General features: G+C 54.5%; 24 protein-coding genes and 2 pseudogenes. 18 read left to right on the top strand and 8 right to left on the bottom strand.

Annotation, left to right across the window (positions count from 1 at the left end; all coding sequences use genetic code 11):
• The first annotated feature begins 162 nt into the window (after positions 1-162).
• The 5 genes from trxB (at position 163) to infA (ending at position 6077) form a co-directional block, all read left to right on the top strand.
• Entirely contained in the window at positions 163-1131 is a 969-nt protein-coding gene (gene trxB / locus E2F51_RS14775) for a thioredoxin-disulfide reductase (RefSeq protein WP_013201513.1), read from the top strand.
• 145 nt (positions 1132-1276) lie between these two features.
• Positions 1277-3046, top strand: coding sequence for a cysteine/glutathione ABC transporter permease/ATP-binding protein CydD (gene cydD, locus E2F51_RS14770; protein WP_134823814.1), 1770 nt, complete (start codon positions 1277-1279; stop codon positions 3044-3046).
• Positions 3043-4770, top strand: coding sequence for a cysteine/glutathione ABC transporter ATP-binding protein/permease CydC (cydC, locus tag E2F51_RS14765; protein ID WP_134823813.1), 1728 nt, complete (start codon positions 3043-3045; stop codon positions 4768-4770). Before cydD ends, cydC begins: the two co-directional genes overlap by 4 nt.
• A gap of 32 nt (positions 4771-4802) precedes the next feature.
• Positions 4803-5495 carry a leucyl/phenylalanyl-tRNA--protein transferase gene (gene aat, locus E2F51_RS14760; RefSeq protein ID WP_134823812.1) on the top strand — a complete coding sequence of 231 codons (693 nt, stop codon included), beginning with the start codon at positions 4803-4805 and terminating at the stop codon, positions 5493-5495.
• Positions 5496-5858: 363 nt separating this feature from the next.
• Complete coding sequence (infA, locus tag E2F51_RS14755; protein WP_002211347.1) at positions 5859-6077, top strand: translation initiation factor IF-1; 219 nt, start codon at positions 5859-5861, stop codon at positions 6075-6077.
• Positions 6078-6169: 92 nt separating this feature from the next.
• Here infA and clpA read toward each other — a convergent pair whose 3' ends face one another.
• Both clpA and clpS read right to left on the bottom strand, forming a co-directional pair.
• Positions 6170-8446 carry an ATP-dependent Clp protease ATP-binding subunit ClpA gene (gene clpA / locus E2F51_RS14750; protein WP_013201509.1) on the bottom strand — a complete coding sequence of 759 codons (2277 nt, stop codon included), beginning with the start codon at positions 8444-8446 and terminating at the stop codon, positions 6170-6172.
• Between the two features lie 28 nt (positions 8447-8474).
• Positions 8475-8795 (bottom strand): ATP-dependent Clp protease adapter ClpS, encoded by a 321-nt coding sequence (gene clpS / locus E2F51_RS14745; RefSeq protein WP_013201508.1) that lies wholly within the window; start codon positions 8793-8795, stop codon positions 8475-8477.
• Positions 8796-9113: 318 nt separating this feature from the next.
• Between clpS and cspD the strand changes: the two genes are divergently transcribed.
• The 4 genes from cspD (at position 9114) to ltaE (ending at position 13474) form a co-directional block, all read left to right on the top strand.
• Complete coding sequence (cspD, locus tag E2F51_RS14740; protein ID WP_013201507.1) at positions 9114-9341, top strand: cold shock-like protein CspD; 228 nt, start codon at positions 9114-9116, stop codon at positions 9339-9341.
• A 324-nt stretch (positions 9342-9665) separates the two neighbouring features.
• Positions 9666-10565, top strand: a complete 900-nt coding sequence (locus tag E2F51_RS14735; RefSeq protein ID WP_134823811.1) for a lysine exporter LysO family protein — start codon at positions 9666-9668, stop codon at positions 10563-10565.
• A gap of 123 nt (positions 10566-10688) precedes the next feature.
• Positions 10689-12410, top strand: a complete 1722-nt coding sequence (gene poxB / locus E2F51_RS14730; RefSeq protein WP_134823810.1) for a ubiquinone-dependent pyruvate dehydrogenase — start codon at positions 10689-10691, stop codon at positions 12408-12410.
• A 62-nt stretch (positions 12411-12472) separates the two neighbouring features.
• Positions 12473-13474 carry a low-specificity L-threonine aldolase gene (ltaE, locus tag E2F51_RS14725; RefSeq protein ID WP_134823809.1) on the top strand — a complete coding sequence of 334 codons (1002 nt, stop codon included), beginning with the start codon at positions 12473-12475 and terminating at the stop codon, positions 13472-13474.
• Positions 13475-13528: 54 nt separating this feature from the next.
• On the opposite strand, the gene E2F51_RS14720 is transcribed toward ltaE, so the two are convergent.
• Entirely contained in the window at positions 13529-14356 is an 828-nt protein-coding gene (locus E2F51_RS14720) for an N-acetylmuramoyl-L-alanine amidase (RefSeq protein WP_209215444.1), read from the bottom strand.
• Positions 14357-14463: 107 nt separating this feature from the next.
• On the opposite strand from E2F51_RS14720, the gene E2F51_RS14715 reads away from it, so the two are divergent.
• The 6 genes from E2F51_RS14715 (at position 14464) to E2F51_RS14690 (ending at position 18941) form a co-directional block, all read left to right on the top strand.
• Complete coding sequence (locus tag E2F51_RS14715; RefSeq protein WP_013201502.1) at positions 14464-15006, top strand: lipoprotein; 543 nt, start codon at positions 14464-14466, stop codon at positions 15004-15006.
• A gap of 205 nt (positions 15007-15211) precedes the next feature.
• Positions 15212-15940, top strand: coding sequence for an arginine ABC transporter ATP-binding protein ArtP (gene artP, locus E2F51_RS14710; protein ID WP_013201501.1), 729 nt, complete (start codon positions 15212-15214; stop codon positions 15938-15940).
• Positions 15941-15954: 14 nt separating this feature from the next.
• Positions 15955-16686, top strand: coding sequence for an arginine ABC transporter substrate-binding protein (gene artJ / locus E2F51_RS14705; protein WP_134824874.1), 732 nt, complete (start codon positions 15955-15957; stop codon positions 16684-16686).
• 7 nt (positions 16687-16693) lie between these two features.
• Positions 16694-17410: an arginine ABC transporter permease ArtQ gene (artQ, locus tag E2F51_RS14700; protein WP_053145816.1), complete on the top strand. Its 717-nt coding sequence runs from the start codon at positions 16694-16696 to the stop codon at positions 17408-17410.
• Positions 17410-18078 (top strand): arginine ABC transporter permease ArtM, encoded by a 669-nt coding sequence (gene artM, locus E2F51_RS14695; RefSeq protein ID WP_134823808.1) that lies wholly within the window; start codon positions 17410-17412, stop codon positions 18076-18078. Before artQ ends, artM begins: the two co-directional genes overlap by 1 nt.
• A gap of 125 nt (positions 18079-18203) precedes the next feature.
• On the top strand, positions 18204-18941 hold the full coding sequence (locus tag E2F51_RS14690) for a transporter substrate-binding domain-containing protein (protein ID WP_134823807.1): 738 nt from the start codon (positions 18204-18206) through the stop codon (positions 18939-18941).
• 61 nt (positions 18942-19002) lie between these two features.
• On the opposite strand, the gene E2F51_RS14685 is transcribed toward E2F51_RS14690, so the two are convergent.
• Positions 19003-19482, bottom strand: coding sequence for a YbjO family protein (locus E2F51_RS14685; RefSeq protein WP_134823806.1), 480 nt, complete (start codon positions 19480-19482; stop codon positions 19003-19005).
• A gap of 397 nt (positions 19483-19879) precedes the next feature.
• On the opposite strand from E2F51_RS14685, the pseudogene E2F51_RS24070 reads away from it, so the two are divergent.
• From E2F51_RS24070 to E2F51_RS14675, 3 genes and pseudogenes are all read left to right on the top strand, one after another.
• Positions 19880-20191 (top strand): annotated as a pseudogene (locus E2F51_RS24070) (nucleoside recognition domain-containing protein); the annotation flags it as partial.
• Positions 20171-20415 (top strand): annotated as a pseudogene (locus E2F51_RS24065) (hypothetical protein). The pseudogenes E2F51_RS24070 and E2F51_RS24065, both read left to right, overlap by 21 nt.
• A gap of 24 nt (positions 20416-20439) precedes the next feature.
• Positions 20440-21543, top strand: coding sequence for a M20 peptidase aminoacylase family protein (locus tag E2F51_RS14675; RefSeq protein ID WP_134823805.1), 1104 nt, complete (start codon positions 20440-20442; stop codon positions 21541-21543).
• A gap of 79 nt (positions 21544-21622) precedes the next feature.
• Here E2F51_RS14675 and potI read toward each other — a convergent pair whose 3' ends face one another.
• The 4 genes from potI to potF form a co-directional block, all read right to left on the bottom strand.
• Positions 21623-22465: a putrescine ABC transporter permease PotI gene (potI, locus tag E2F51_RS14670; protein ID WP_013201493.1), complete on the bottom strand. Its 843-nt coding sequence runs from the start codon at positions 22463-22465 to the stop codon at positions 21623-21625.
• Positions 22462-23424 carry a putrescine ABC transporter permease PotH gene (potH, locus tag E2F51_RS14665; protein WP_134823804.1) on the bottom strand — a complete coding sequence of 321 codons (963 nt, stop codon included), beginning with the start codon at positions 23422-23424 and terminating at the stop codon, positions 22462-22464. Before potH ends, potI begins: the two co-directional genes overlap by 4 nt.
• A gap of 10 nt (positions 23425-23434) precedes the next feature.
• Positions 23435-24568, bottom strand: a complete 1134-nt coding sequence (gene potG, locus E2F51_RS14660; protein ID WP_134824873.1) for a putrescine ABC transporter ATP-binding subunit PotG — start codon at positions 24566-24568, stop codon at positions 23435-23437.
• 121 nt (positions 24569-24689) lie between these two features.
• Positions 24690-25799 carry a spermidine/putrescine ABC transporter substrate-binding protein PotF gene (gene potF, locus E2F51_RS14655; RefSeq protein WP_134823803.1) on the bottom strand — a complete coding sequence of 370 codons (1110 nt, stop codon included), beginning with the start codon at positions 25797-25799 and terminating at the stop codon, positions 24690-24692.
• Between the last annotated feature and the right edge of the window lie 350 nt (positions 25800-26149).

The raw sequence follows: 26149 nt of genomic DNA, 5'->3' as shown, positions 1-26149 counted from the left end.
TCAGCGTTTGCCCCAAAATAGCGCACAACTCTTCCGCAAGGTGAAAGGGTCCATTGGTCAAACCTTTCGCAGTCATCGTTAACAAAATTGCAGAATGCTTTTGTTGCCGCGTTAAATTCCCTACAATCGAAAAATGTTTGCCAGACAAATAATGAGGGTCTCATGAGCACGGCCAAACACAGTAAATTACTTATCCTGGGCTCAGGCCCGGCTGGTTATACCGCTGCCGTTTACGCAGCGCGCGCCAATTTGAATCCGGTTTTAATCACCGGCCTGGAAAAAGGCGGTCAGTTGACCACCACCACCGAAGTTGAAAACTGGCCGGGTGACCCGAACGATCTGACCGGTCCGGCGTTGATGGAACGTATGCAGGAGCATGCGGAGAAATTCAACACCGAGATCATTTTCGACCACATTCATACGGTCGATCTGCAGACGCGCCCGTTCAGATTAACCGGCGACAGCGCGGAATATACTGCTGATGCATTGATCATCGCTACCGGTGCTTCTGCCCGCTATCTGGGCCTGCCGTCTGAAGAAGCGTTCAAAGGACGCGGCGTTTCAGCCTGTGCAACCTGCGATGGTTTCTTCTACCGTAACCAGAAAGTTGCGGTGATCGGCGGGGGGAATACCGCCGTTGAAGAAGCGCTTTATCTGGCTAACATCGCCGCAGAAGTGCATTTGATTCACCGCCGCGACAGCTTCCGCGCGGAAAAAATCCTTATCGACCGTCTGATGGAAAAAGTGCGCAACGGCAATATCGTGCTGCATACTAACCAGACGCTGGATGAAGTGATCGGCGATCAAATGGGTGTCAGCTCGCTGCGCCTGCGCTCTGCGCTGGACGATCAGCAGACTGAAGAGCTGAATGTAGCCGGTCTGTTTGTCGCCATCGGGCATAGCCCGAACACCGGCATCTTCAAAGATCAGCTTGAGCTGGAAAATGGGTACATCAAAGTCCAGTCGGGTCTGCAGGGCAATGCGACTCAGACCAGTATTCCAGGCGTGTTCGCCGCGGGTGATGTGATGGATCATATCTACCGTCAGGCGATCACCTCAGCCGGCACCGGTTGTATGGCGGCTTTGGATGCAGAACGCTTCCTCGATGGATTAGTTAAAAACTCTCAGTGAGTTGTTAACACTCTGCATCAATCTTGCCAAAGGCGACCTCAACTGGTCGCCTTTTTGCTTTCCGCATTGTAACATTGCCAGCCAATCCCCCTGTTTTTAGCAGGGATGTTTTCTCCTCTTTCGTCTAACGCTCAGCTGGAAAAGCATGAACAAAACACGGCAGCAACAGTTACTCCGTTGGTTAAAAAGCCAGACCGGGCTGGGTAAGCGCTGGTTACGGCTCTCTCTGATGCTTGGCATGTTAAGCGCCCTGCTGATTGTCTGTCAGGCGTGGCTGCTGGCCTCACTGCTACAGGCGTTGATTGTTGATCACACGCCACGAGAAGCCTTAGTCACCCCGTTCGTGCTGCTGTTCGGCTGTTTCGTTCTGCGCGGTGTGTTGGCCTGGCTACGCGAAAAAGTGGGATTCGAATGTGGCAAAGCTATCCGAACCACGCTCCGACGTACGGTCCTTAACCAGCTTAGCGCATTGGGGCCGGCCTGGATCCAGGGTAAACCTGCGGGCAGTTGGGCCACGCTGCTGCTGGAACAAATCGAAGATATGCAGGATTACTATTCCCGCTATCTGCCGCAAATGCTGCTGTCCGTTTTTATCCCCTGCTTTATTCTGATTGCCCTGTTCCCTGTAAACTGGGCCGCTGCGCTCATTTTGCTGTGTACCGCGCCGCTGATACCGCTGTTTATGGCGCTGGTCGGTATGGGTGCGGCGGATGCCAATCGCCGTAACTTTCAAGCGCTGGCCAGGCTCAGTGGCCACTTCCTCGATCGTTTACGTGGGCTGGAAACCTTACGCCTGTTCCATCGTGCAGAAGCGGAAACCGAGAGCATTCGCCAGTCTTCGGATGATTTCCGTCAACGAACCATGGAAGTCCTGCGCCTGGCTTTCCTCTCCTCCGCCGTGCTTGAGTTCTTCGCCTCACTGTCGATCGCGGTTGTGGCGGTCTATTTCGGCTTCTCATACCTCGGCGAACTCAATTTTGGCCATTATGGCTCCGGCGTTACGCTGTTTGCCGGATTCCTTGCGTTGATCCTCGCGCCGGAGTTCTTCCAGCCACTCCGCGATCTCGGCGCGTTTTATCATGCCAAAGCGCAGGCCGTCGGCGCCGCTGATGCACTGGAAACCTTCCTGAATCAGAGCGAAACCCTGACCTCTTTACAAGGCGAAAAGGTGATTGATACGCAGCATGGCCTGACTTTCGAGGCACAGGAACTGCAGATCCTTTCCCCGGATGGCAAGGTACTGGCTGGACCGTTGAATTTCACCTTGCTTCCTGGCATGCGCGTGGCGCTGGTCGGGCAAAGCGGTGCGGGTAAGACCTCGCTGCTTAACGTATTGCTGGGTTTTCTGCCCTACCAGGGCTCGCTGCGGGTCAATGGGACTGAACTGCGGGAATTCTCGCCTGAGTTCTGGCAAAAGCAACTTGCCTGGGTTGGACAGAACCCTCACCTCCCTGCGGCAACGTTGCGGCAGAATATTGTGCTGGCCGGCCGGGTTGACCCGATCAAGCTTGACAACGTTTGCCAGCAGGCCGGCGTAAAAGAGTTCCTTTCACAGCTGCCGAATGGACTGGAAAGTGAAATCGGTGAGCAGGCCTCTTCCCTGTCAGTCGGTCAGGCGCAACGTGTTGCAGTGGCCAGGGCGCTGTATAAGCCCTGCCATTTCCTGTTACTTGATGAGCCGGGTTCAAGCCTCGACAGTCGCAGTGAACAGCGGGTTAATGAAGCCTTGCTGGCCGCCTCCTTCAGTCAGACCACCTTAATGATCACCCACCAGTTGGATCAACTGGGGCGCTGGGATGAAATCTGGCTGATGCGCAACGGCAAAATCCTGCAGCAAGGTGACCACGCTGAACTTATGCGCTCGCCCGGTGCTTTTGCCGAACTGGCTGCCAGGCGTCAGGAGACCGTAGAATGAAAACGTTAATGCCGTTTCTGGCCCTTTATCGCCGTCATATCTGGCGGCTGTCATTGGGAATTGTGCTGGCCATTATTACCCTGCTGGCCAGCATCGGTCTGTTAACACTTTCCGGCTGGTTCCTGGCCGCTTCCTCAGTGGCAGGCTTTGCCGGCTTATACAGCTTCAACTACATGCTGCCAGCCGCTGGTGTCAGGGGTGCGGCGATCACCCGCACTGCAGCACGCTATTTCGAGCGCCTGGTCAGCCACGATGGCACATTCAGAGTCCTTCAGCATCTGCGGGTGTTTACCTTTAGCAAACTGCTACCGCTCTCCCCTGCGGGATTAAGTGGCTATCGTAAAGGCGACTTGCTGAACAGGCTGGTTGCTGATGTCGATACGCTTGACCATCTTTATCTGCGCGTCATCTCGCCATTGTTTGGCGCTTTAGTGGTGATTCTTACTGTAACCGTTGGCTTGAGCTGGCTGGACTGGCATCTGGCGGTGATATTGGGCGGCCTGATGTTACTGACGCTGCTATTGCTTCCTCCGCTGTTTTATCGCGCTGGCAGGCCGGCAGGTATCGCTCTGACCGCATTACGCGGTCAATACCGCAGTCAGCTGACCGACTGGCTACAGGCTCAGGCAGAGCTGGCACTTTACGGAGCGGCTAAACTCTTCCGCCAGAATCTTGACCAGACTGAAGCACGCTGGATGGCTGCGCAGCAACGTCAGGCCAGCCTGATGGGACTCTCTCAGGGGTTACTGACGTTGATTACCGGCTTTACCGTGGTGCTGATCTTATGGCTAAGCGCGGGCGGCATCGGTCATCTGACGGAGCCTGGTGCCTTTATTGCCCTGTTTGTGTTTTGTGCTCTGGCGGCCTTTGAAGCGCTGGCGCCGGTTGGGGGCGCGTTTCTGCACCTGGGTCAGGTGATGGCGTCAGCGACGCGGGTTTCTGAAGTGATTAACCAGCAACCTGCGGTGCATTTTGCCCACACTCCCCTTCCACCACGCGAAGGCATTTCCCTGAGCATCAAGGATCTGAGCTTCAGCTATGGCGATCATCATCCTGCGCTGGACTGCCTCTCACTGGACGTTGCCCAAGGGGAACATGTCGCGCTGTTGGGCAGAACGGGCTGCGGGAAATCGACACTCCTCCAGCTTCTTACTCGCGCCTGGGATCCACAGCATGGCAGCCTGCTCCTCAACGGGCAGCCACTGCAGCAGTGGGATGAAGCTTCTCTGCGTGCGGCCACCAGCGTGGTCACACAACGTGTTCACCTTTTCAGTAACACGCTGCGGGAAAATTTGCTGCTGGCCTCAGCGCAAAGCAGCGACGCCCAACTGGTTGAAGTCCTTAATCAGGTGGGCCTTGGCGGGTTGCTGGAGGATGATTTGGGGCTGAATGCCTGGCTGGGAGAAGGTGGACGTCAGCTCTCCGGTGGCGAGTTAAGAAGGCTGGGTCTTGCGCGTGCACTACTGCATAACGGTGATTTATTGCTGCTGGATGAACCGACCGAAGGCCTTGATGCTGAAACAGAGCAGCAAATTCTGGCGTTACTTCACGAGGTCGCCAAAGACAAAACGATGATTATGGTGACTCACCGCCTGCAAGGCCTGCAGCAGTTCGACAAAATTTGCATTATGGACAGCGGCAGGATCATTGAGCAGGGAAATCATGTCGAATTAATCTCAAAACGCGGTCGCTACTGGTATTTCCACCAGCGGTTTGCGCTATAGTCATAGCCTCTCGTGCCGCAGAGGCTGTTAACATGCGCCTGATCCAACTCTCAAGGGAGTCACTCAACTTTCCGCCGCCGGAAATGGCGCTGCGTGAACCTAATGGCCTGTTGGCGATGGGGGGCGATCTCAGCCCTGCCCGCCTGCTGAGCGCCTATCACCGTGGCATTTTCCCCTGGTTCTCACCGGGGGATCCAATTCTGTGGTGGTCGCCCGATCCGCGCGCGGTGCTTTATCCAGAAAGCTTCCACCTCAGCCGCAGCATGAAGCGCTTTCATCAGCAGTCACCTTACCGCGTGACGCTTAATCAGAGCTTTTATGATGTTATCGAAGGCTGTGCCAGCAATCGTGAAGAAGGGACATGGATAACCAATGAAGTTCGCCGCGCCTGGCTGAAGCTGTTTGAGGCAGGACATGCGCAGTCGATTGAGGTCTGGCATGAGAATGAACTGGTCGGCGGGATATACGGTCTGGCGCTGGGACAGATTTTTTGTGGCGAATCGATGTTCAGCCGGCGAGAAAATGCCTCAAAAACCGCATTGTTGGTATTCAGCCGCTATTTTCAGCAGCAAGGCGGAAAAGTGATCGACTGCCAGGTGCTGAACCCGCATACCGCTTCGCTTGGCGCTGAGGAGATAGGCCGTGCGGATTACCTGCATCAGGTCAACTCGCTGGCAGATCAGCCGCTTTCAACGAACTGTTGGCAGCCGCAGACCCTTTTTTAGTGGGATTAAACGATGTTTTCCACGCAAGAGTGGATAACAGTGATATAATATGCGCGTTTGGTATGTCGTCCGCCCATCGCCTCCTGTCACTGGCGAGCCGGGATTGGCCTGGCTGGGAATATTAACGCACTTTGTCTTTCGGTTTGCATTGCGCACAGGAGCGAATGCGAGACCCATTTTTAGCCCGCATTTCCCCCACGCTGACGTCGTACACTGCACATTTTTAATCGTGAGCTCCTCTGCGCGAAACGCGTAACAGAGGAGTTGATGCTGGTGAAATCACCAACAATTCTTTACATAATACTTGAAATTCGGCATTATCTTGCCGGTTCAAAACTAAGGTTGTAACACCTAGAGGATTCGATGGCCAAAGAAGACAATATTGAAATGCAGGGTACCGTATTGGATACGTTACCTAACACCATGTTCCGCGTTGAGTTAGAAAATGGACACGTGGTTACCGCTCACATCTCCGGTAAAATGCGTAAAAACTATATCCGCATCCTGACGGGCGACAAAGTCACTGTTGAGCTGACCCCGTACGACCTGAGCAAAGGCCGCATTGTCTTCCGTAGTCGCTAATTAGCATTCAGCCGTGCTGCCGCCCGTAGCCGCAGCACCCATAAAAAAAGGCCGGATATCATATCCGGCCTTTTTTCTATCTATCGAACAGCTTAGTGTTCTGACCCAACCGTTTTACGCTTCTCAGCGCTAACAAAGTCATAGGTCAGCTGGTTTTTCTCTTTATCGAGAGCCACCGACACGGAGCCGCCATCCACCAGCGAACCAAACAGCAGTTCGTTTGCCAGCGGTTTCTTCAGGCATTCCTGCACGGTACGCGCCATTGGACGTGCGCCCATTGCTTTATCGTACCCTTTCGCTGCCAGCCAGTCCCGGGCATCATCGCTGACTTCCAGCGACACGCCTTTCGCATCCAGCTGCGCCTGCAGTTCGACAATAAACTTGTCGACAACCTGATGGATAACCTCGGTATCGAGGTGTTTGAACCAAATAATATTGTCCAGACGGTTACGGAACTCTGGCGTAAAGATCTTTTTGATCTCTTCCATCGCATCGGTGCTGTTATCCTGGTGGATCAGACCGATCGACTTACGTTCAGTTTCCCGCACGCCGGCGTTCGTGGTCATCACCACCACCACGTTACGGAAATCGGCTTTACGGCCGTTGTTATCGGTCAGCATACCGTTGTCCATTACCTGCAACAGCAGGTTAAAGACATCCGGGTGTGCCTTCTCGATTTCATCAAGCAGTACTACCGCGTGTGGATGCTTAATCACCGCATCCGTCAGCAGGCCGCCCTGATCGAAACCAACATAGCCTGGAGGCGCACCAATCAAACGGCTGACGGTGTGACGCTCCATGTATTCCGACATATCGAAACGCAGCAGCTCAATGCCCAGCGCTTTCGCCAGCTGAACGGTCACTTCAGTTTTACCGACGCCCGTAGGGCCAGCAAACAGGAAGGAACCGACAGGTTTACGATCCTGACCCAATCCGGCGCGACTCATTTTGATCGCTTCGGTTAAGGCCTCAATCGCATCATCCTGGCCAAATACCAGCATTTTCAGACGATCGCTCAGAGTTTTCAGTGTGTCACGGTCGGTGGCAGAAACACTCTTCTCTGGAATACGCGCAATGCGGGCCACCACAGATTCGATATCCGACACGTTAACCGTTTTCTTACGCTTACTAACCGGCATCAGACGTGCGCGAGCGCCCGCCTCATCAATCACGTCAATCGCCTTATCAGGCAAATGACGGTCGTTGATGTATTTCACCGCCAGCTCCACGGCGGCTCTGACCGCTTTCGCGGTGTAGCGCACGTCGTGGTGAGCTTCGTATTTCGGCTTCAGACCATTGATGATTTGCACGGTTTCGTCGACAGAAGGTTCGGTAATGTCGATCTTCTGGAAACGACGAGCCAGCGCACGGTCTTTTTCAAAGATGTTGCTGAATTCCTGATAGGTTGTGGAACCCATCACGCGAATTTTCCCGCTGGAGAGCAGCGGCTTGATCAGGTTAGCGGCGTCAACCTGGCCACCTGATGCAGCACCGGCACCGATGATGGTGTGGATCTCATCGATAAACAGAATGCTGCTGGTATCCTGCTCAAGCTGTTTTAACAGCGCTTTGAAACGTTTTTCAAAATCACCACGGTATTTGGTGCCCGCCAACAGTGAACCGATATCCAGCGAATAAATCGTGGCATCTTTCATCACTTCCGGCACGTCACCCTGCACAATGCGCCAGGCCAGGCCTTCCGCAATGGCGGTTTTACCGACGCCAGACTCACCCACCAGTAATGGGTTATTTTTACGACGGCGGCAAAGTACCTGAACAGTACGCTCCAGTTCTTTATCGCGCCCGATCAGTGGGTCAATCCCACCTACGCGAGCAAGCTGATTAAGATTGGTGGTGAAGTTTTCCATACGATCCTCCCCGCCTGCTTGCTCTTCGTTGACCGGATTTTCCGCACCTGACGCCGGACCCGGTTCATCTTTACGCGTCCCGTGGGAAATGAAGTTAACCACATCAAGACGGCTGACTTCATGCTTACGCAGCAGATAAGCGGCTTGCGACTCCTGCTCGCTGAAAATCGCGACCAGGACGTTAGCACCCGCAACTTCGCTACGACCGGATGACTGCACGTGGAATACGGCGCGTTGTAATACGCGTTGGAAACTGAGCGTCGGCTGAGTGTCGCGCTCTTCTTCGCTGACCGGCAAGACCGGGGTGGTTTGTTCGATGAAGGCTTCGAGCTCCTGCCGGAGAGCCACGATATCGACCGTGCAGGCTTCTAACGCCTCGCGGGCCGACGGGTTACTGAGCAATGCCAGTAACAAATGCTCGACAGTCATAAACTCATGACGGTGCTCGCGCGCTCTGGCGAAAGCCATATTTAAACTGAGTTCCAGTTCTTGATTGAGCATAGGCACCTCCCCCAATAGATCGCCTTATTCAGGCTTTTTCCAGCGTACACAGCAACGGATGCTCGTTCTCCCTGGCGTACTTATTTACATGAGCGACTTTGGTCTCTGCTACTTCAGCAGTATAGACACCGCAGATCGCCTTTCCCTGGTAATGGACCGCAAGCATCAGTTGCGTTGCACGTTCAGTATCATAAGAAAAGAACTTTTGCAGTACGTCAATAACAAATTCCATAGGTGTATAATCGTCATTGTTCAGAATAACTTTATACATCGAAGGTGGCTTAAGCCCTTCACGGAGCTTGTCATCTGCAAGGTGTTCAAAGTTAAGCCAATCGTTAGTGTTTGCCATACGTACCCAATCTCAACACGTTACTTACTCAGGTCAGACTAACATTATTAAGGGTATGTTTAACACGCCCAGAATGTTGGCCCACGCCGGTGATTTTTTTCTGCAAACTGCCGCTACGCGACCTCCATCACAAAATTCGCAATAGCGTTAACTGCTTCAAATTTTGATGATTTCGTCCCCGTTTGAACGCCCCATTTGCTTGACGCTCAATGCTAAATCTCTACAGTACAGGCATAAGCTGAATGCGTTTTAACCAGCTTAGAGGCTTTAAGCCTCGCCACCTCACTCATTCGAATGTCTTGCGAGGGAAGTAGAAGCATGGAGACGGGTACTGTTAAATGGTTCAATAATGCCAAAGGCTTCGGCTTTATCTGTCCAGTCAGTGGCGGCGAGGATATCTTCGCGCACTACTCGACCATCAAGATGGATGGATACAGAACGCTGAAAGCCGGGCAACAAGTCCAGTTTGATGTGCATGAGGGACCGAAGGGCAATCATGCCAGCCTCATTGTCCCTGTGGAAATGGCGATGGCAGTCAGTGCCTGACCTTTCCTTACCTCATTCTGAACAACCCTACAGTAAAATGCCAGCCATGCACGCTGGCATTTTTATGACTGACATCCGGCAATACCTTTAAGATTGGGCTGCTACGCCTCTTTTCAAGGGAGCAAATTCAGAATTCATCGCTACGCTGGCTGGCAACGGAGCAGTGTTATGATAACCCTCTGAAAATCCGAGCTTATGCAGGAAATGCTCCATATCCAGTACGGGTAACCCGACGAGGCCGGTGAAGACGGGAACTTTGCTTTACTCCGCTAAGAATTTTCGCTAGCTTGACGCCACAAATTCTCCCCACGGACGACCTGCCCCATGTATTCAGGATTGCTGATCATTCTTATTCCTCTGATCCTCGGCTACATTCTGCCGACTAAAAACCCCTCTTTGCTGCGACTGGTAAATAAGCTTCTCAGCTGGATGGTGTACGTTATCCTGTTTTTTATGGGCATCAGCCTGGCCTTTCTCGACGATCTGAGCAGCAATCTGCTGTCTATTTTCCATTACTGCGCGGTCAGTGCGGTCTGCATCTTGATCTGTAATTTGCTGGCGCTGCGGTTGTTGGAATCGCGCCGTCCGTGGACACATAAACACCGGCAGGAAGCCCTTCCTTCGCGGCTGCATATGGCGCTGGATTCATTAAAGCTGTGCGGTGTGGTGGTGATTGGATTTGTGCTGGGCCTGAGCCACTGGGCGCCGCTGAAATTTGCCTCGCTGGCCAGCGAATACGCGCTGCTGTTTTTGCTGTTCCTGGTGGGATTACAGCTGCGCGGCAGTGGCATGACGCTGCGCCAGATCATCCTCAACCGTCGTGGCCTGATGGTGGCGATGGTGGTGTTCCTCAGCGCGATGGTCGGTGGCGTGCTGACCGCCTTATTGCTTGGCCTGCCGCTAAAAACCGGCATGGCGATGGCGTCTGGCTTCGGCTGGTATTCGCTGTCGGGCATTCTGATGACTGAATCCTTCGGGCCAGTGATTGGCAGCGCGGCGTTCTTTAATGACCTGATGCGCGAACTGCTGGCGATAATGCTGATCCCGGCGCTGATCTCACGTCACCGCTCAAGCGCGCTAGGGCTGTGTGGCGCAACCTCCATGGATTTCACCCTTCCCGTGCTGCAACGCAGCGGCGGAACGGAGATCGTACCGGCGGCCATTGTTCACGGCTTTCTGCTGAGCCTGTTTGCGCCCATTCTGATCGCGCTGTTCTCCTCCTGAGTCTCTGGCAGCCTGCGGGCTGCCGTAAACCGCACGTTTGACTACCGCCCTCGCCCTGACAACGCCCCGCCTTCGTCTATGCTTTACTCTGACTAATTTGAGATAAGCCAAACGGAGAAAGGCATGAAACAGACCGTAGCCGCCCTTGTGGCGAAAACGTTAGAAAGCGCCGGGGTAAAACGCATTTGGGGAGTTACCGGAGATTCCCTGAACGGGCTGAGCGACAGCCTGAACAAAATGGGCACCATCGAATGGATGCCGACCCGCCATGAAGAAGTGGCCGCCTTTGCCGCCGGTGCCGAGGCACAAATCAGCGGCGAACTGGCAGTGTGTGCCGGTTCCTGTGGCCCCGGCAACCTGCACCTGATCAACGGCTTGTTTGACTGTCACCGCAACCGCGTTCCGGTACTGGCGATTGCCGCGCACATTCCATCCAGCGAAATTGGCAGCGGCTATTTCCAGGAAACCCATCCGCAGGAACTGTTCCGCGAATGCAGCCATTACTGCGAGCTGGTCTCCAACCCGGAGCAGCTTCCGCAGGTACTGGGTATCGCCATGCGCAAAGCCATTCTTAATCGCGGCGTGTCCGTGGTGGTGCTGCCGGGTGATGTCGCGCTGAAGCTGGCGCCGGAAGGTGCGACGGCTAACTGGTATCCGCCTCAGTTGCCGGTGGTGCAGCCGCAAGCCACTGAGATGGCCAAGCTGGCCGAACTCCTAAATGATTCACATAACATCACCCTGATGTGCGGCAGCGGCTGTGCCGGCGCGCATGCGGAAGTCGTCAAGCTGGCCGAGACGCTGAAAGCGCCGATCGTTCACGCGCTGCGCGGCAAAGAGCATGTAGAATACGATAATCCTTATGACGTTGGCATGACCGGGCTGATCGGCTTCTCGTCTGGCTTCCATGCGATGATGAATGCGGACACCTTGGTGTTGCTGGGCACGCAGTTCCCTTATCGGGCGTTCTATCCTGCCGATGCGAAAATCATTCAGATCGATATCAATCCCGGCAGCATTGGATCGCACAGTCACGTCGATATGGCGTTAATTGGCGATATCAAAACCACGCTCGCCGCGCTGTTACCGCAGCTGGAGGTTAAACAGGATCGCGATTTCCTTGATAAGGCGCTTGAGCATTATGTCGATGCGCGTAAAGAGCTGGATAATCTGGCAACCGCCAATGATAAACAGGCGATTCATCCACAATATGTGGCCCAGCAGTTGAGTCGCTTTGCCGACGACGACGCCATATTTACCTGTGACGTCGGAACGCCGACCGTCTGGGCCGCACGCTATCTGAAGATGAACGGTAAACGCCGGCTGATTGGCTCCTTTAACCATGGCTCGATGGCTAACGCCATGCCGCAGGCGCTGGGTGCGCAGTCGCTGGACAAGCAGCGTCAGGTGATAGCGATGTGTGGCGATGGCGGTTTCAGTATGCTGATGGGAGATTTCCTCTCGGTTGCTCAGCTCAAACTGCCGGTAAAACTGGTGGTGTTCAACAACAGCGTCCTCGGCTTTGTGGCGATGGAGATGAAGGCCGGCGGTTATCTGACCGACGGTACCGACCTGGAAAATCCGAATTTTGCGGAGATTGCCACCGCCTGTGGGGTGAAAGGGATCCGCGTGGAGCGCGCGTCAGACCTTGATGCAGCCCTGCAGGAAGCGCTGAATCACGATGGTCCGGTGCTGGTCGATGTGGTGACTGCCAAAGATGAGCTGGCCATGCCGCCGCAAATCAAGCTGGAGCAGGCGAAAGGCTTCAGCCTGTATATGCTGCGGGCGGTGATCAATGGCCGTGGTGACGAAGTGGTTGAACTGGCAAAAACCAACTGGCTGCGGTAAAACATTTGCAGGTCTTTTTTTACGGACGCTACGGCGTCCGTTTTCATTAGAGGAGCTCAGGTGTGATTGATTTACGCAGTGATACGGTAACCCGCCCCAGCCAGGCGATGCTTTCAGCGATGATGGCCGCAGAAACCGGGGATGATGTTTACGGCGATGACCCAACGGTCAATGCACTTGAAGCCAGGGCCGCGCAGTTAACCGGTAAAGAAGCCGCCCTGTTTTTACCCACGGGCACCCAGGCTAACCTGATCGCGCTGCTGTGCCATTGTCAGCGTGGAGAGGAGTATATTGTCGGCCAGCTGGCGCATAATTATAAGTACGAGGCTGGCGGCGCCGCGGTGTTAGGCAGCATTCAGCCACAGCCGATTCTGGCGGCCGCTGACGGCACGCTTCCGCTGGATGTCGTGGCGCAGTTCATCAAGCCTGACGATTTCCACTTCGCGATGACCAAACTGCTCAGCCTTGAGAACACCCATAACGGTAAAGTCCTGCCGATTGCCTATCTGAAAGACGCCTGGGAATTCACCCGTCAGCACAAGCTGGCGCTGCATGTCGACGGTGCGCGTATTTTTAACGCCAGCGTGGCACTCGGGGTCGAGCTGGAAGCCCTAACGCGCTACTGCGATACGCTGACCATCTGTCTGTCAAAAGGGCTCGGCACCCCGGTAGGTTCACTGCTGTGTGGCAGCGCCGAATACATTCAGCGCGCCCGCCGCTGGCGTAAAATGACCGGCGGCGCGATGCGTCAGTCGGGCATTCTGGCGGCTGCAGGCCTGTATGCCCTGGAACATAACGTCGCCCGTCTGCAAGACGACCATGACAATGCCGCCTGGCTGGCAGAGCAGTTAAAAGCGATTGGCGTGGATGTGTCCCGTCAGGACACCAATATGGTGTTTGTAAGGTTGCCAGACGCGCAGATTGAACCGGTGAAAGCGTGGATGAAGCAGCAGAATATCCTGATCAGCACCGGTGCCGTCACGCGTCTGGTAACCCACCTGGATATTGACCGCCACGCGCTGGAAACGCTGGTGGCGCAGTGGAAGGCGTTCCTCGCCGCGTAACCCTGCACAGCCCACTCCCACCATGGGGAATGGGCTTTTTACTTTCCCATCACCCTAACCTTCGCCGTACTTTTCCAGCAACGCTCTCACCGTCGCTTCCGTTTCCGCATCCGGCAGCCCTAAATAATTTGCGGGGCGGAAATGCATCTGGAACGCCGCGATCACCTTACGCTGTTCGTCTGCCGTCATCTCCGGACTGGCCTGATAACCATAAAGCGAAAGCAACGTCAGCAAATGGGCGTGATCGACCGGTTGCTCCGGCGGCCTGCCTGCCAGATAAAAACTGACCCGTCCGGCATCCGGCCAGGCGCCTATCCCCTGCTCTGCCAGCCATTGCCAGGGGAATAGTGGGCCAGGATCCTGCTTACGCTGTGGGGCGATATCGCTGTGCCCAACAACATCCTGCGGCAGGATGTTGTAACGCCGTACGATATCTCTGGCCAGCGGAGCCAGCGCCGCAATCTGTGACGGCGCAAACGGGTACCAGATTTGGCCAGCAGACGTTCGCCTGTAGCCCTGATTCTCCAGCTCGATGCCGATCGAGGTGTCATTTAATCGGGAGGCTCCCCGCCAGAAGCTGGGGCCCGCATGCCAGGCAAGCTGTGATTCCGGTACCAGACGAAACACCACCGGCTGATGTGCTTTCTCCACCGGTTTCGCCGGAATCAGGTAGTGTGCGCTTACGTCACGATCGGTGAGCGTAGCCAGCGAGCTGGGGAAATCTTCCGCGGTGTAGTGGATCACCAGCACCTTAATACGGGGACGGGCGCCATACGCGGGATGGCGGGTATCAACGGTGTAGCCGGAATGCGACTCGAAGCCTGATGAACCACAGGCGCTCAGCAGCAGCGAAAAAACTGCCAATATCAACAGACGCATCATCGAATGCTCTCCTTTTGTTGTTCTTTCCCAGTGTAGCCCTTCTGGTTAAGCAGAGCGGCTATACTCTATGCTAAAAACCGTCATCCAGAAACAATAAGGAAATCAAGATGAAATACCAAGCGATTGCTGCACTGGCTCCAATGGCGCTGCTTCTCAGTGCCTGTACCACGGTACAACCCGCGTATAAGGACATTGGTACGCGTATGGGGCCTTGCGTCGATGGCGGCCCGGATTCAGTCGCGCAGCAGTTCTATGATCTGCGCCTGAAAGAGCCGACTCAGGGGATGCCGACGGCGCAACAGCTGGCCAAATACCGCCCTTATCTCAGCGATAAACTGTATGCCACCTTGCTGAAAGCCAACAGCGACACCACTCGCGCGCCTGAGTTAAATCAGGGTGATATCTTCTCAAGTTTATCGGTTGGCCCAACCTCAGCCAGCGTGGCGGATGCGTCGACCATTCCGAATACCGATGCACGCAACATTCCGCTGCGCGTGACGCTCACCCGGGATGGCAGCAAGCCGGTAGAGTGGCAGGATGAAGTGCTGATGGTGCGCGAAGGCACCTGCTGGGCAGTTGACGACGTGCGCTACAACAGCCCGAATCCGCATCTTCAGGGCGGCTCGCTCAGCCAGTTGCTGCTGAAGTAGTGTCTCCCAGTGTCGTGCCATCGCCCGATGGCACGATCGCTCTCGCCGTTCTTGCATCTTCCCGGGCAAATCCGCTTAAAGCACGCGATCTTGTGCTAGCCTTTTAGTTTACAGCAGGCATAAAGGTATTTTCACGCACGATGATTGCATAAGTATGCCGTCAACGTTAAGATTCGCAGCATCAATTGCTATTCACTTTTTGCGCATGAGTATTCAACTAAACGGTATTAACTGCTTTTATGGTGCCCATCAGGCACTGTTCGACATTCAACTGGCGTGCCCTGAGGGCGAAACGCTGGTTCTGCTGGGTCCAAGCGGTGCCGGTAAGAGCTCTCTGCTGCGCGTTCTCAATTTGCTTGAGATGCCGCGTTCCGGCACGTTGAGCATTGCGGGACATCAAATCGACTTCAGTAAAACCCCGTCAGACGCGGCCATCCGCGAGCTGCGTCAAAACGTGGGTATGGTCTTCCAGCAATATAATCTCTGGCCGCACCTGACGGTGATGCAGAACCTGATCGAAGCGCCCTGCCGCGTGCTGGGGCTGAGCAAAGATCAGGCCCATGCCCGCGCCGGAAAACTACTGGATCGCCTGCGCCTGACCACATTCGCCGACCGCTATCCTTTGCACCTTTCCGGCGGCCAACAGCAACGCGTGGCGATAGCCAGAGCGTTAATGATGGAGCCGGCGGTGTTGCTGTTCGATGAGCCCACCGCCGCGCTTGATCCGGAAATTACGGCCCAGATCGTGTCGATCATTCAGGAACTGGCGCAGACCAACATCACCCAGGTCATCGTGACGCACGAAGTGGAAGTGGCGCGTAAAACCGCCAGCCGCGTGGTGTACATGGAGAACGGTTACGTGGTCGAACAGGGTGATGCCAGCCGCTTTACACAGCCGCAAACCGACGCGTTTGCCAATTATCTATCGCACTAATGCAGGGTATAATGATGAAAAAAGTCGTACTTGCCGCACTGTTAGCGGGTTTAAGCCTGAGCGCGAGCGCCGCGCAGACCATTCGTTTTGCTACCGAAGCCTCTTATCCTCCGTTTGAATTTGTCGATTCCGATAACAAAATTCAGGGCTTTGATGTCGATCTGGCTAACGCGCTGTGCCGTGAAATGAACGCAACCTGTACCTTCACTAACCAGGCGTTCGACAGCCTGATCCCAAGCCTGAAATTCCGTCGTTTTGACGCGGTAATGGCCGGCATGGACATCACGCCTGAGCGTGAGAAACAGGTTCTGTTCTCCAAAGCTTACTATGACAACTCTGCTCTGTTTATTGCGCAGAAAGGCAAAGTGGCTTCTGTTGATGCGTTGAAAGGCAAACGTGTTGGCGTACAGAACGGCACCACGCATCAGAAATACCTGACCGAAAAAATGACCGACGTGAATGCCGTTCCTTACGACAGCTATCAGAATGCGATCCTCGACCTGAAAAATGGCCGTATCGATGCGGTATTCGGTGACACCGCAGTGGTGAACGAATGGCTGAAGCAGAACGCAAACCTGGCACCAGTGGGCGAGAAAGTGACGGATAAGGCTTACTTCGGCACCGGTTTGGGCATCGCGGTTCGTCAGGGTAACGCCGAGTTGCAGGGCCAGTTCAACACCGCACTGGACAAAGTGAAGGCTGACGGCACCTACAAAACCATCTACAGCAAATGGTTCCAGCAGTAATTTCTGAATGAATGAACTCACTCCTTTAGCAAGCGCCGCCGGCATGACCGTCGGCCTTGCCGTTTCTGCACTGGTCGTTGGGCTGATTCTGGCGATGATTTTCGCCGCCTGGGAATCGGCCCGCTGGCGTCCGGTCGCCTGGCTGGGAACCGGTCTGGTCACGCTATTCCGTGGCCTGCCGGAGATCCTGGTGGTGCTGTTCGTCTATTTTGGCGCCTCGCAACTGCTGCTGACCCTGTCCGATGGTTTCACCGTCAATCTGGGGCTGTTCAGCTTCCCGGTGCAGGTGAATATTCAGAACTTCGACGTCAGCCCGTTTCTTTGCGGGGTGATCGCCCTGTCGATCCTCTATTCCTCCTATGCTTCTCAGACCCTTCGCGGCGCGCTGAAAGCGGTCCCTGTGGGGCAGTGGGAATCGGGACAGGCGCTGGGCATGAAAACCCCGGCCATTTTCTTCCGCCTGATCCTGCCGCAGATGTGGCGTCATGCCCTGCCAGGCTTGGGTAATCAGTGGCTGGTCCTGCTGAAAGACACGGCGCTGGTCTCGCTGATCAGCGTGAACGATATTATGTTGCAAACCAAAAGCATCGCGGCCCGCACGCAGGAGCCGTTTACCTGGTATCTGATGGCCGCGGCCATCTATCTGGTGATCACCTTATTGAGCCAGCAGGTGCTGAAGCGTATTGATGCCCGTGCGACCCGTTTTGAGCAGGGGAATACCTGATGTTGAGCTATTTACCCGAACTGCTGAAAGGGCTGCATACCAGTCTGACGCTGACCGTGGCATCGCTGATCCTCGCGCTGGTGTTTGCGCTGATTTTCACGGTAATTTTATCGCTGAAAGTGCCGGTACTGCGGCTGGTAGTCCGGGGCTATATCACCCTGTTTACCGGGACACCGCTGCTGGTGCAAATCTTCCTGATCTATTATGGGCCAGGACAGTTTCCGTCAATTCAGGCCATTCCCTGGTTATGGCATTTACTCTCGCAGCCCTGGCTCTGCGCGCTGCTGGCATTGTCGCTAAACAGCGCCGCCTACACCACGCAGCTTTTCTATGGCGCGATGCGGGCGATCCCTACCGGTCAGTGGGAATCCTGTGCCGCACTGGGTATGAACCGCAAAGAAACGCTGCGCATCCTGCTGCCCTATGCCTTTAAGCGCGCCCTCTCCTCTTACTCCAATGAGGTGGTGCTGGTGTTCAAAAGTACCTCGCTGGCCTACACCATCACGCTGATGGAAGTGATGGGGCACGGTCAATTGCTGTATGGCCGCACTTATGACGTCTCGGTGTTTGCGGCAGCGGGCCTGATTTACCTGTGCGTAAACGGCTTACTCACCTTAATGATGCGGATGATTGAACGTCGCGCGCTGGCCTTTGAACGCAGAAACTGATCGATGCCGGTGCAGTTCACCGGTATCCGTCAGAAACAGCCCTTCTTTAGCGGTTAATCCGCGGATAGCCCAGGCATCACCCACGGCATAATGGTCAGGTAAAGTGACCGCAAGGACGGTACGTGATGCTTAAGTTTGTTTTTACCCTACTACTGACCTCGATATGTGCCTGTGCTCAGGCAGCGGAACCGCTGCGTTTTGCTTCTAACGCTAACAATCCTCCCTTTGAATTTCTTACTGCTGAAAATCAGCTGGTCGGATTCGATATCGATCTGGCGAAAGCCCTGTGCGACCGGATGCAAAAGCAGTGTATTTTTACCAATAACACCTTCGAACGCCTGTTGCCGTCATTAAAGTTTCGCCGTTATGATGCGATCATTTCCGGTCTGGATATCACCGATGAGCGTAAGAAAACGGTCGAGTTTACCCAGCCTTATTTTATGAATTCCGGCACGCTGGTCGCCAGGGCGGGTCTGTACAGCAATATTGAACAGCTGAAAGGTAAGCGTATCGGCATCGGTGCCGAAACCACTCAGCAGGCCTATTTAATGACGGGCTGGCCTGAGATCATTACCGTCACCTACGACAATTATCAGAATGCCTTACTGGATATTCGTAACGGCAGGCTGGATGGCATTTTTGGCGACACGTTGGCGGTGAAGGAATTACTGAAAACCAATCCACATCTGGCCAAAGTCGGCGATCCAATCACCGATAGCCGCTTTTTTGGTTCAGGATTGGGGATTGCCGTGCGCAAAGGCAACACCGAACTGCGTGACAGCCTGAATCAAGCCCTGCAAAGCCTGAAAGACGATGGCACGCTGGAAAAGCTTCGCCAACGCTGGTTTGGCGCAGCGGCTTAGCTTAAAAAAGGTTTATTGCTCCCTCAGCCAACAGGAGGTCGGCGTCTGTCGTGCCGCCTGTTCAGTGCTGCCTAAAAAATCGCCGGCTGCTTTCAGGCATAAACAGCAGCAGGATAATCAGCAGATCGGGCAACTTCTGCGAGATCAGCAGATGAATAATTTGCAGGTTGTTCTCGCCACTGACGCTGAATAGTTCAGGATAGATCCAGCCCATCGACGCGCAAAACATATAGATCAACACGGTGATTTGAGAAATCACAAAGCCCCAGCGCCCCCAGTTTTTCCCCCGCATCATCGCAACCGCGCAACGCAGCTCAAAAAAGAAGATCAGCTGGCTGGCGATAAAAATCAACGTCGAGTTCCACGCCTGAGCACTGCGATAAACAAAGCTCATGACTTCTGCCAGACCTAAGTCATGCACCTGCAAGGCCACGCCGAGTACGCGCGTAGCGATCGCCGCGATGCCCGCCACCAGCACCGCCACAGGGATTGAAGACGGTGATTTCAGGACTGCTTTACCCTCTCTGAACACCTCTGACATGACACTCTCCTGACCAACCTGTTGCTCCGCCCCAAAACAGTGCGCGTGCGCGATAGTGGGGGTCCACCGACCTGTTGCCTGATTTTACGATAAATAAGGCTGGATAAATATTGAAGGTCGGCATTACATGATGTTTTTTTATTACGCCTTCATTCGCAACGATGGCGGTAATAAGGGTTTATCGGCAGTTATTTTGTTTAATTCAGCCACACTGGCACGAACCCTGCAATTCATCATTACCTGAAAGTTAACAGGTTATTTTTAGCGCAATTACCGAAAGAGTGCCACTCAGGGGCCCTTTTTTGCAGCGTTATCAGCATTTTTCTATTTTTGGGAGGAGAAACGTTGATGAAGGAAGAGATAACGTGCTCGCCAGCCAGAGTACTGCCGGCATTGGGGTCTGCTTGAAATATTCACCCATTACGGTGCCATCCGCGCTGCGCATAAATTACTCACGCCGTTATTAAAACCTGTTTTAGGTTTGCCGGGTCGATCCGGCCTGGCGCTAATTACCGATTTGCATAGTACCGATGCAGGCGCAGCATTAACCAAAGAACTGTATGACGAGAAGCAAATCAGCAAAAAGGACGGGGTTATTATGGCGGCCTGGCAGTATTCCGGTGCGGGATTAATCAATAACTATTTTGCCATTGGCTCAGCACTATTTGTTTCTCTGTCGATTCCGGTATTGATCCCGCTGATCGCCATTCATAATTTATTGCCGAATGTGGTGATGGCGTATGTGATTGCGGAGATGCTAAATTTACCCGGGATTATGGGCTTTATTGGTAAGGTGTTTGCACCGCACAGTGACAATACATGGGCCGTCTGTTGGGTGTATCTGACGTGCCGAAGAAGTACTGGCCACTGCTGATGGTGACCAGCATCCTGAATGCGGTCATCTCGATGTTGGTCATGCGAGTGGTTGCCTGATAACTGATAAATGGAGTGCTTAACGTGTTAAAAGTTTTAGAACATTACGCTTATCTGCATGAGATCCCGGAACTGGGATTCCAGGAATTTAAAACCTCGGCCTATATCAGCCAGCAGCTTAAAGCAGCAGGTTATGCGGTGCAGGACAACTTTAATGGCACCACGGGTATCGTCGCCGTGCTGGACAGCGGCGTGCCGGGCCCTACGCTCGCTCTGCGGGCAGACATGGATGCGCTGGGCCATATCATTGATGGCGAAGCCTGTGCACGTCATACCTGTGGTCATGACGGCCATTCCTCGGTTGTGCTGACTGCGGCGCAGGAGTTGATTGCTGAAGGCGCGGTGAAAAAAGGCCGCCTGAAGCTGATCTTCCAGCCTGCAGAAGAGTTAGGCACCGGTGCGCTGGCGATGATTGCCGGCGGCGCCATCGACGATGTCGACATGATTCTGGGCTTCCACCTGCGTCCGGCAGAAGAGTGCGCAGTCGGCACAGCCATTCCGGCGGTCTATTATTCCGCCTGTGTCACCATTGAAGCGACCATCCGCGGCCAGACGGCACACGGCGCGCGCCCTCACCTTGGGATTAATGCGCTTGATGCCGGTGCCGCCGCGGTGCAGGCCGTTAATGGCGTGCATATGGCACCCGGTAAGAGCTGGAGTGCTAAAGCCACCCGCTTCCTGTGCGATGCCGGCGTGACCAACTCCATTCCCGATGAAGCCCGCGTGGTATTCGATCTTCGCGCAGCGGAAAATGAAGATATGGAGGTGTTGCAGGCGCGGGTAGAAAAAGCCGTTCAGCACAGCGTCGCCGCTTATGGCGCAACCGCGCATATCGTCGTTCTGAAATCGATGCCAGCGGCAGAGATTGATGATGAGATGACCGCGCTGATTTCGGCGTCAATCAAAGAGGTGCTGGGTGAAGAGGCGTTGATGCCGGTCCGTTCCACGCCGGGTAGCGAAGACTTCTTCCACTATGCCGTGCAGCGCCCTGAGGTTAAGTCCGGTTTCTGGGGATTAGGGACGGGATTAGTGCCGGGTTTGCATCATCCCGATATGCATTTCGACCTGAACTCGCTGCCTGTCGGCATCAAGGTGTTTAAAGCCTGCGTGCAGAAGGTTCTCGGTTAGCTTCGCTCTGACAGTTTGCCGCCACCCAAATACGACAGGGGGTGGCGGCAAAAATTGCCTTACAGAGCGCTAACGCTTCTTAACCGCCTCGCGCCTTCTGAATATCGCGCAGCCGCTGCTTCTCTTCGTGCGCCATAAAGCGCCAGGCGATAAAGCCCACGATGCCCACCACAAACAGGATTAACGACGCCAGCGCGTTGATTTCCGGGTTCACGCCACGGCGAACCGTTGCAAAGATCTGCATCGGCAAGGTGGTGGCACCTGGCCCGGTAACAAAGCTGGAAATCACCAGGTCATCCAGCGACAGCGTAAAGGCCAGCAGCCAGCCGGTGACAATCGCCGGGGCGATCATCGGAACGGTAATCACAAAGAATACCTTCAACGGCGTGGCACCCAAATCCATCGCCGCTTCTTCAATGGAGCGGTCAAGCTCGCGCAGACGCGAGTTGATCACCACCGCCACATACGCGGTGCAGAAGGTGACGTGCGCCAGCCAGATGGTCAGCATGCCGCGGTCGGCAGGCCAGCCAAAGGTATTGGCCATCGCCACAAACAGCAGCAGTAACGACAGGCCGGTGATCACATCGGGCATCACCAACGGCGCGGTCAGCATAAACGCAAAGCCGGTCGAGCCTTTGAAGCGACCAAACCGCACGATAATCACCGCCGCAATGGTGCCCAGTACCGACGCCGCCGTTGCCGCCAGCGCGGCAATGCTCAGGCTCAGGGTCACCGCGCTGATCATCGCATCATCATGGAACAACACGTTATACCAGTGCAGGGAGAAACTCTCCCAGGCCGCCAGTTGCGAGGAGTTAAACGAATAGATCACCAGCAACGCCATCGGCGCATACAGGAAGAAGAAGCACACCACGAGGATCGCCGTGCGCCATGGAGAACGAATGGTGGGTAAGGTGGTCATTTCGTTTCCCCCAGCTCTTTATTCTGATGCTTATGGAACCAGATAATCGGCAGGATCAAAATCAGCAGAATAATCACCGCCAGTGCCGACGCTACCGGCCAGTCACGGTTATTAAAGAACTCCTGCCAGAGCACGCGACCGATCATAATACTGTCAGGGCCGCCCAGCAGTTCCGGGATCACGTATTCACCCACCGCAGGGATAAACACCAGCATGGAGCCGGCGATAATACCGCCTTTGGTTAACGGCACAATCACGCTGAAAAAGGTTTTCATCGGACGCGCGCCAAGGTCCAGCGACGCTTCCACCAGCGAATAATCGGTACGCGTTAACGCGGTATAAATCGGCAACACCATAAACGGCAAATAGCAGTACACGATGCCGATATAGACCGCCAGATTGGTATACAGAATGGCGATCGGATGATCGGTAATGCCGGTCCACATCAGGAAGCGGTTCAGAATACCGTTGTCATTCAGAATGCCCATCCAGGCATACACGCGCACCAGGAACGAGGTCCAGGAAGGCAGGATCACCAGTAACAGTAGAATGTTACGCGTTGACGGCGAACTGTGCGCCACTGCCCACGCCAGCGGGTAGCCAATCAGCAGACAAACCACCGTCGAGATCGCGGCGACCTGCAACGAGTGCAGATACGCATCCCCGTACAGCGGATCGTCTGTCAGCGTGATGTAGTTGCCCAGATTCATCACCATGGTCAGCTGACCATCGGCCCAGGTCACTAAATCGGTATACGGTGGGATCGCGCGCGCAATATCAGCAAAGCTGATTTTCAGCACGATCAAAAATGGCAGCAGGAACAGCAGGATCAGCCACAAATAAGGCAGCGCAATAACCAGCTTGCGGCCCTGTTTCATCTGCAACCGACCGAGAAGCGCGCTAAAAGCACCCTGCTGTCGGGTTGGTGGCTCGGTCGTTCTCGAAGAATTCTCGCTCATCACTCCCCCACTACACCGTCAGAACCACACAACTGTCCGCTTCCCAACAGAGACGCACTTCGTCTCCCCAGGTTGGCGCACCCTTGCGGAAGCGATGGGCATTCTGTAACTGGGCACTGATCATCTGACCGCTGCGCAGGCGCACATGGTAAATCGACAGATCGCCCAGATAGGCAATGTGCACCACTTCACCGACCGCGAAGTTGCAACCGTCCGCCGGAACCTCTTCACACAGCATGACTTTCTCAGGACGCAGCGCGACGTGTACCGGCACGCCGTCCACCACGGAAGCATCAGAATCGACCTTCAGCGGATGGATCAGCCCTGGGCTTTCAATCACCAGACCATCGGCCTGACGCTCACGTAAAATCCCTTCGAACAGGTTTACCGATCCGATAAATTCCGCGCTGTAGCGGGTGGTCGGATGCTCATAAATCTCTTCCGGCTCGCCGATCTGCACGAATTTGCCACGGTTCATGATCGCAATACGGCCGGCCATGGTCATCGCTTCTTCCTGGTCGTGGGTCACCATCACGCAGGTTGCGCCGACGCGCTCCAGAATATCGACCACTTCATGCTGCATACGGTCACGCAGCTTCTTATCCAGCGCGCCCATTGGCTCATCCAGCAGCAGCAGCTTCGGACGTTTAGCCAGGCTGCGGGCCAACGCCACACGCTGACGCTGACCGCCGGAAAGTTGATGCGGTTTGCGTTTGGCAAACTCCTGCATATGCACCAGCGTCAGCATTTCTGCCACGCGGCTGGTGATCTCGTCTTTTGCCAGCCGGTCCTGCTTCAGGCCGAAGGCGATATTCTGTTCCACCGTCATGTGCGGGAACAGCGCGTAAGACTGGAACATCATATTAATTGGGCGCTGGTAAGGCGGCACGTGGGAGAGATCCTGGCCATCCAGCATAATCTGCCCGGAGGTTGGCGGCTCGAATCCTGCCAGCATACGCAGCAGAGTCGATTTGCCGCAGCCTGAGGCGCCAAGCAGTGCAAAAATCTCACCTTTGTAGATGGTCAGGTTGACATCATCAACCGCATGTTGACCGTCGAAAGACTTGGTCAGATTGCGGATCTCGAGCAGTGGCGTTAAGGCCTTGGCTGCTTTTTGTTGCGGACGGGCGATCGCGTCGTTCACTACCATTACTCTCCGGCGGCTTGAGAGAATACGGCGTCTCAGCCGTATAAAAGACAAAACAGAGGCCAGTCACTGCGCCTCTGTTGCACGATCAAAAGTGAGTCAAATCCACTAATGTCTGTTACTTACCACTTTTAACTTTAGTCCATGCGCGCGTACGCACACGGTCAAGTTTCGGATCCTGTACTTTCAGCACGAACAGTTTCGCCATGGTTTCTGGCGTTGGGAAGATGCCAGGATTGTTGCGGATATCTTCATTGATCAGCGGCACGGAAGCTTTGTTGCCGTTGGCATAGAACATCTTATTAGAGACGTCAGCAATGACCTTCGGCTCCATCAGATAGTTGAGGAACTGGTAAGCTTCATCGACATTTTTGGCATCTTTAGGGATCGCCAGCATATCGAAGAACGCCAGCGCACCTTCTTTAGGAATGCTGTACGCCAGGTGAACACCGTTTTTCGCTTCAATCGCGCGGTTTTTCGCCTGCAGAACGTCACCCGCCCAGCCAATCGCCACACAGGTGTTGCCATTTGCCAGGTCGTTAATGTACTGAGAAGAGTGGAAATAACGGATGCTCGGACGCAGCTTCAGCAGCAGGTCGGTAGCCGCACCAGAGTAATCTTTAGGATCGGTGCTGTTCGGATCTTTGCCGAGGTAGTTCAGCACGGTGGCGAAGATCTCTTCCGGTGCATCGAGGAACGACACGCCGCAGCTTTTCAGTTTTTCCAGGTTTTCCGGTTTCAGCACCAGATCCCAGCTGTCGACCGGGGCATCTTTGCCCAGCGCCGCTTTAACTTTATCGACGTTATAGCCGATACCGGTGGTCGCCCACAGGTAAGGGATGGCGTATTTGTTGCCCGGATCGTGCTGATCCAGCTTTTTCAAAATGTCCGGATCGAGGTTTTTGTAATTAGGCAGTTTGCTCTTATCCAGAGGCTGGAAGACGCCGGACTGCAGTTGACGCGCCAGGAAACTGGAAGACGGCACCACCACGTCATAACCGGTGCTACCGGCCATCAGCTTGCCTTCGAGCACTTCGTTGGAGTCAAACACGTCATAGACCACTTTGATACCGGTTTGTTTTTCAAAGTTCGGTACGGTATCCGGGGAAATATAGTCTGACCAGTTATAGACATGCAGCGTCTTATCAGCAGCACCTGCGCCAGCGGAAGCCGCCATCAACACGCCAGCAACCACACCTGACAACCATTTCTTACGTTGGTTGAACATGTTTTCCATTCTCCTGAACAGGGATAATTACAAACAGAGGCACAGGCTCAGCCGGCCAGAACATGGCCCTATAATGAATGACTATTCATGGTGCTGTTAAATAGAAAAAACCTATACCTGAAGCGACGTTGCATGCGAAATGCAGCCTGGCAAGAATAGCCCCCCTGCTGCCCTCAGGCCAGCCCTCCGCGTAAAAAACGCCTTTTATCGATTTTTAATGCATGTTTCCTCTATGTGATACGCCAAAGGTGGCATAAACGGCGACAGATATCTGGCATTTTAGGCTATAAAGCAGAATAAAAAATGGTTGTTCAGGCGAATCAACTGGGGAAAATAGCAACAGTTAAAGG

This window comes from Erwinia sp. QL-Z3 (assembly GCF_004551645.1).
GTDB lineage: Bacteria > Pseudomonadota > Gammaproteobacteria > Enterobacterales > Enterobacteriaceae > Erwinia > Erwinia billingiae.
The sequence above is the reverse complement of the archived record's forward strand: the minus strand, read 5'-3'. Positions and strand labels throughout refer to the sequence as shown.